6 protein-coding genes are annotated in these 6664 nt (G+C 42.3%); 2 read left to right on the plus strand and 4 right to left on the minus strand.

Going from position 1 to position 6664, the window contains the following annotated elements; genetic code table 11:
- Positions 1–1272 (minus strand): DUF4158 domain-containing protein (locus IQ229_RS07825; RefSeq protein ID WP_194042682.1); only part of this gene is annotated, 1272 nt, incomplete at its 3' end.
- 87 nt (positions 1273–1359) lie between these two features.
- Complete coding sequence (locus IQ229_RS07830; protein WP_104899214.1) at positions 1360–1815, minus strand: double zinc ribbon domain-containing protein; 456 nt, start codon at positions 1813–1815, stop codon at positions 1360–1362.
- 82 nt (positions 1816–1897) lie between these two features.
- Here IQ229_RS07830 and IQ229_RS07835 point away from each other — a divergent pair, with 82 nt between their 5' ends.
- Positions 1898–2794, plus strand: coding sequence for a tyrosine-type recombinase/integrase (locus tag IQ229_RS07835; RefSeq protein ID WP_194042684.1), 897 nt, complete (start codon positions 1898–1900; stop codon positions 2792–2794).
- A gap of 524 nt (positions 2795–3318) precedes the next feature.
- Here the strand turns inward: IQ229_RS07835 and IQ229_RS07840 are convergent.
- Positions 3319–3594 (minus strand): hypothetical protein, encoded by a 276-nt coding sequence (locus IQ229_RS07840; RefSeq protein ID WP_194042686.1) that lies wholly within the window; start codon positions 3592–3594, stop codon positions 3319–3321.
- 42 nt (positions 3595–3636) lie between these two features.
- Between IQ229_RS07840 and ltrA the strand changes: the two genes are divergently transcribed.
- Positions 3637–5310 (plus strand): group II intron reverse transcriptase/maturase, encoded by a 1674-nt coding sequence (gene ltrA / locus IQ229_RS07845; protein WP_194042688.1) that lies wholly within the window; start codon positions 3637–3639, stop codon positions 5308–5310.
- On the opposite strand, the gene IQ229_RS07850 is transcribed toward ltrA, so the two are convergent.
- Positions 5274–6551 carry a hypothetical protein gene (locus IQ229_RS07850; RefSeq protein WP_194042690.1) on the minus strand — a complete coding sequence of 426 codons (1278 nt, stop codon included), beginning with the start codon at positions 6549–6551 and terminating at the stop codon, positions 5274–5276. The genes ltrA and IQ229_RS07850 overlap by 37 nt on opposite strands.
- Positions 6552–6664: the final 113 nt, after the last annotated feature.

A 6664-nucleotide genomic window follows, 5' to 3' on the forward strand; every position in this document is an offset into this window, starting at 1 on the left:
ATTTAGTTCTTTGATTAAATTTAACGCTTCAACAATAGCTGCGGCTGGATTGCTAGCTTTAAACTCAAAGGCTGAAAGTAATGTTGGTGTATATCTACGTAATTGGGAATAACGTCTGTCGAGCAAATCAAAATAATCAAAATCCGCAGGACGTGCTAATTTCCCAGCTTCTTCAACACTTTTCAGAAAATTATCCCAACTTAACACCGATTCAATGGCAGCATAGGCATCTCCTTCTCCCTCTCTGGCGTTAATTAGAGCATCTCCTATATCAGCATAGAGCCTGACTTTCTCATTAATAGCTTTTCCATCGTGTTGAAAATTTTGGTTACGTTGATTTTCACTGCGGCGGAATAATTTACCTATCATCTTGTCGTGCATTGAGATTGCAGTGTCAACAAATATGGCAGATGTTTCTAACAGAAAAGCAACCAAAGTAGCATATCTTCTTAGCTCATCTAATCTCGCTATGTGTGCAGGCGTTGTTTTTACTCCAATACGGGTTAATTGCACCAAACGATTATGGTGTACTTTAGCTAGACATGAGCTATCTAAATTTAAATCACGAATAAATTCAAACTTATCTAATATTTTTAAAAAATTCTTGGGATTGGCTACTCCAGGTGGTTGGCGCAACCAAACTAATGGAGTCCGGTTCTTTTCAAGATTTATCACCAATAAATCATCAAGTTCTTTCTTTTGAATAGTTGTTAAGCGTTGAGTTAGCGATAAATAAAATTGGTTTTGAGCGCGTCGTCGTGTTTCCCAAGCCAGCCTTTCAACTGTAGACATTGCGGGGATTATTATTTTAGTCCGACGCATTTCTTCAATCAGTGCTTCGACTAAAGCAATTCCCTTGTCTGTGTTAAAAGCCAGTTTCATCAACCATTTAGAGAGTCTTTTGTAGTGAGATATACTCATAGAGTCATAGCCTAAAACTTTCTGAAGTTCTGCTAAATGCTCCCGGCGAGTAGTATCTCGTACCGCATATTTTTTGAAAAACTTCGGCTTAACTGACAATTGTGAGGCAACATAGGACAAAATGGAATTCGGTACTTTTTCTCCTAGTTCCCATACCCGACCTGGGAACCGCAAATAACATAATTGCACCGCCATTCCTAAACGATTATGTACGCGACGGCGACTGTTTATAACTTTTAAATCATCAGTGTTAAAAGTGTAGTAGCGAACAATATCTCGGTCGGTAATATCTATAGGTATTTGAGTAAATTGAATTCGTTGTATATCAGATAATAATTCGCGGGTAGCCAAGTTTTAGACCATCTAATTTAATTTTTGTGAATGCCTGAAATCGATTCTATAAAGTATTAAAATATTTTGCTGTTAAACATATAATTTTTACGTCTGTTTATAGGATTCTCCACAATAAGGGCAGAATTTAAATTTGAGCGACATGATTGGTTCATTGCAACTTCCACATCGGTCGCGTAAAGTTGTACCGCAAGCGAAGCAATATTTTGACCGTAACGAAGTCCACATTGGGTCAAGTGTTGTGCCAGGTGTCCAACACTTGGGGCAAAATTTCAACGCACCTATTGCCTCAACAGGTGTTTGTTTGACGACAGCATCAAGATATTCCTGGGGTATGCCCAATGCCGCCGCTAACCCCGATTTCCCTTTTTGGCTAAGTCGAGATGTGCCACCAGATTCAATTTTACGTATGGTTTGGACATGTATACCCGCTTTTATACTTAATTCCAACTGCGTTAAACGATTTGAATCACGGACACGTTGAATATACCGTCCCAACGGTTCAGACGGATTTGGAGCCACATCTACGAGAGATACATCCATAAAAGTATTATTATTTTTGTAACACTTAATATTAAATTAAGATGTGTACAAAATTTTAGTAATTTAAATTTTTGTCTTGATTGTGACTATTACTTTAGCTGCGTTAACAACCCAGTTTTTAGATCGTCCAGGACTGACAAACTCAACGATTCGTACTTACGAATATGTTTTGATACCTTTGCTTCAACTTTATGGCCGTTGGTCGATTGAAATTATTGACTATGAAATTTTGGTTGAATATTTATCAGGGGTGTCTCAAGTAAAATTTACAACTCACCATAAATATCAAGCAGTAATTACTGCATTATTTAACTTTGCCGTGGAGCAGGGTTATATCAAATCAAACCCTCTAGCTAGATATCCTCGATGCAAACCTAACTTGGAGAAAGGGGAACATAATTCTGATGAAGAAGTGCGTTATCTTACACCAGCACAATTAAATCTTCTCTACCAAACCATTAAACCAGATGCTCGAATGTCTGCGTTGATACATTTGTTGCACAGCACGGGGGCTAGAATCGCGGAAATATTGACGTTGGATTTAGACGCTGTAGATATTCAAAATCGTAAGTTTCAGGTAATTGGTAAGCGAAATAAGCAACGATGGTGTTTTTACAGCGAAAGTGCTGCACAAAGTTTAAATAACTACCTCAAATATTACAGGCATCCGTGCGTGTCGGCATTGTTTACAGCCCAACAACCCTTTAGTCTCAAAGTTTCTCGTCTATCTTACGCAACAGCTTATAAGTCCCTACTTGAGGTAATTAAGGGCGTAAACGAATTAGAAGGAATTCGTTTCCATGATTTGAGGCATACCTTTGGTACTGAAAGGGTCGGTTTGATGGGTATCGACGAACTACGGGCATTGATGGGACATGAGACGATTCAAATGACTTTACGATATTCAAAAGTGACTTCTCGACGTGCAGAAGAAGTAGCACAAAAAGCCTTTGAGAAAATCCCCAATTATGGGCAGTAAGTAAATATAAGATTTGGCTAAAAATAAATATCGTTTTGCTAATAATAGCAATGTCAATTTTACAGTTTAAGAGAATTAATATTTCTCTTGAACTGTCAACTGAGGGATAAAACAAAAAATCATTTTCAGCAATGGCTGGAACCTAAGTCTCACAATGGTTATAGCGTTTGCATTAATTCCTTAGCGTACAATTTTCCCGTTTTGGGTGCGACACGATGGCGCACGAAGGGCTGGAAGCCCCTATATATAAAGCTTCCAAAAGATGAGCGAGGAACCGATTCCTCCAGTCTGGTGTCCAAGACTGTTCCTAACCTTCCCATGCACCACTGGTAACGGCGATGTGTGAAGCGGAAAGTAAAGCCCAAGGAAGCATTTAGCCTAAAAATGTAACCGGGCAAAGGAAAGATTGGATGGGTGAATGTAAATGAATCCTTGTTGAGGCATCGTAAGAATTGGTCATCGAAAAGGCTGACACGGTGATATGAGTGAAAGCGCTGAATATCCCAAAATTATTCAGTCAAGGTTCAACTCCTCAATGCAAGTTGAACTGGGACACCAACCACTCCGGTGTAGAGAGGACACCCTACCCAATTACATCTCATCCGTGCGTAACGTAGTAACCCCAATGAAGTCTGGGATTTACCCAGTAAGCAACCCGTAAGGGAAGCCGAACTCTTCAGTGGGGCAAGGATGCTTTCAAAAGCGAATGCCACCAGCCGAAAGGCAAGGGGAATCCATAACCCGGTGGATAGGGCAGATGTCCAACCTGAAAGGGTGCTGACGGGAAGCAGGTGAGTCAACCAATATCCGTTGTAATGATTTCAAACCGAGGTGTAAGTTAGATGCAGGCAACTGTAAACCGAACCAAGGGACAGACTGATTGGAATTGTGTCAACTGGCGCAAAGCCAATCGGATTGTTCGGAATTTGAGACAGCGAATCTTTAGGGCAAAAACTGAGGGCAATCTGAAAAAGGTACGCTCTCTCCAGAAACTGATGCTACGCAGCTATTCTAATCGCCTAGTTAGCGTTAGAAAAGTGACGCAGTATAACAGAGGTCGAAACACACCAGGAATAGATAAAGTAGTAGTAAAAACTGCTATAGCCAGGGGTCAGTTAGTAGATAAATTAACTGATTATTCTCCCTGGAAATCATCACCAGCACGACGAATTTACATCCCAAAAGCTAATGGAAAGAAACGACCTTTAGGAATTCCAGTAATACAAGACCGTACCATCCAGGCAATGGTTAAAAATGCCTTAGAACCCGAATGGGAAGCAATTTTTGAAAGGTCAAGTTACGGTTTCCGACCAGGACGTAGCCCCCATGATGCTCTTGCTAGCATCTATAACTTCGCCCGTCCAAATAAACGGAAGAAATGGGTAGTAGATGCAGACATTCAAGGATGTTTTGACAACATTTCGCATAATTTTCTGTTAGGGCTTTTAACAGGCTTTCCAGCCCGTGAATTAATTAAACAGTGGCTACTAGCAGGATATATGGAAGCGGGTTCATGGCATCCTACAGATGCTGGTACACCGCAAGGGTCTGTTGTCAGTCCGTTGTTAGCGAATATAGCTCTACACGGTATGGAATCTGCTCTGGGAGTTAAATATAACAAGGAGGGAGAACTCCGTGCATCAAGAGCTTTGGTGAGATTTGCCGATGATTTTGTGGTGTTCTGTGAAACACTTGAAGATGCAAAAACTGTTGTTCAAATCCTGAATAATTGGATGCAAGCTAGGGGGCTTACCCTCTCTCAGGAAAAAACCAAAATATCGCATCTCACAGAAGGGTTTGACTTTTTGGGTTTCAATATCAGACACTACAAAGATCAAACTACTAAAACTGGATGGAAGCTGTTAATCAAACCTAGTAAAAAGTCTGTGCTAAATATTCGGAGTAAACTGCGTTCTGAATGGTTAAACTGTAAAGGTAAATCAGTAGATGCAGTCATTAAAAAGCTCAACCCGATTATTCGGGGACAAGCGAATTACTTCCGAGTTGGGGTAGCCTCCAAAATTTTCAATTCTCTTGACCACTGGTTATATGAGAAACAGAAAATGTATGCCAAACGCACTCATCGAAATAAATCTGATAGCTGGCGTAAGGTTAAATACTGGGGAAATCTAAATCTTGATAGACCATTTGACCGATGGGTTTTCGGTAATAAACAAACCGGAGCCTATATGTTGAAATTTGCTTGGTTCAAGATTGAAAGGCACATTCTTGTTAAGGGTAAATCATCACCCGATGACCCCAAATTAAGGGACTACTGGATTAAACGGCAAGAAGCTAAAACTAAATCCGAATTAATCAAAAGTAGGCAGAAGATAGCCCAAAAGCAACAATATGTCTGTCCTGTCTGCGGGGAATCTCTATTAAATGATGAAGAGTTACATCTTCATCATAAAAAGCCAAAATCTCAGGGTGGTGGTGATAATTACGGCAACCTACAACTCGTACACTTGTACTGCCATCAGCAAATACATTCTGGAACAATTTGTAGTTTATGACTTGCTTGAGCCGGATGCGTTGCAAGGCGCAAGTCCGGTTCTGAGGGGGCGGGATTATAGCGATATAGTCCTGCTACCCGACCACGGTGATGCCAATCTGTGTCCATACCCCCCCGATTATTACTTCCATCTTCATTAATGGGGGGTGTGGACGGCGAGTTAATCCCATACTGAGCTTGCATTCTAGCCGCATAAGCCGCATCTCGCTCAAGTGACTCTTGGCGTTTGCGTTCCTTCTCCTCCCGTTGCCGTTGACGATACTCTAATACCTTCTGGGCAAACTCGACATCCTCAGTATTGAGGCGATAGTACCTAACGCGCTTACCATCTTCAAGCGGTCGCCGTGATTCAGTGGACAGACCAAGTTGAGCGAGATACTGTCCCAAAATCCACACAGGAGACTCATCAAGGGGAATCGTCAGGTTGAGTATCCCTTTAACGTGAGAGGCATTGCGTTTTGAAAACTCAGCCAAAGCCTGAATCATCGCTTCGTCCCCTTTAATCTCAACCCCAGACATGAGATCCATCAACACTGCCCTCAGTCCTAGCCGATGACGCATCAACCACGCGGTAGAATGATTGCTCCAGTCAGTGCAAATAGCCAAGCGCTCACGTTCCGATTTATCCCGTTCCACAACAACAGCCGGTGGTGCAACAAACTCCCGCCCCTCTTCATCAGTGACCATTTCCCCCGGCGCTGCCAATATCGCTTCAAGTGCGATAATCTTTTTAATTAACCGCCCCCCATCATCTTGCTCAACCAGTTCCGGGGTTACGCTCATGCCGTAGGTGTCCTGAATACGGAACTTCTCACACTCCAGCACCTCCTCCGGTTTGAGATAGTCTTGGTGCTGCCTACTTGTGTAAGTCCTTCTGTCAATATCTTTGGCATTAGCAACTTTACGGTAATGCTCCTCATCGATGGCGATACCCGCCGCTTTCATCCACCTCAAAGCCCCCTCATCGGTTGCATCACCCACAGGCGCAATAGTATTGCCCATTTCTTCAAGTAGCGATCGCAAATCAGCCCGTAAATTATTAATCGACCAATTCCGTTGCCCCTCAATCTGACAACTAGCATCCAATGCCCAATCCTTCTCAGCCCCACGTTTGCCTGTTTCCCGGTTAATGCGAATCAGAAAAGCGGTCATCTCATTTGTCTGAAGAATCTTTTCTTTAATGCGTCGCGCATTGGTTTCGGCGTAACCAAAGGGAGGACGCGGAGCAACCCAAACATACATGGGGACATCTGGACGATACCGCCATAATTGCTGGGCGCATTCTGTAGCCGTCTGCTAGACAGCATTAAACACGCCAAACACGGCATCAAAATGATAGCTGGAAATGTCAACCC

This window comes from Nostoc cf. edaphicum LEGE 07299, assembly GCF_015207245.1.
Lineage (GTDB): Bacteria > Cyanobacteriota > Cyanobacteriia > Cyanobacteriales > Nostocaceae > Nostoc > Nostoc edaphicum_B.

Coding starts and splice junctions, on each gene's coding strand:
- IQ229_RS07830 (WP_104899214.1), bottom strand. CDS start 1,815: ATGGATGTATCTCTCGTAGATGTGGCTCCAAATCCGTCTGAACCGTTG.
- ltrA (WP_194042688.1), top strand. CDS start 3,637: ATGCAGGCAACTGTAAACCGAACCAAGGGACAGACTGATTGGAATTGT.
- IQ229_RS07850 (WP_194042690.1), bottom strand. CDS start 6,551: ATGTATGTTTGGGTTGCTCCGCGTCCTCCCTTTGGTTACGCCGAAACC.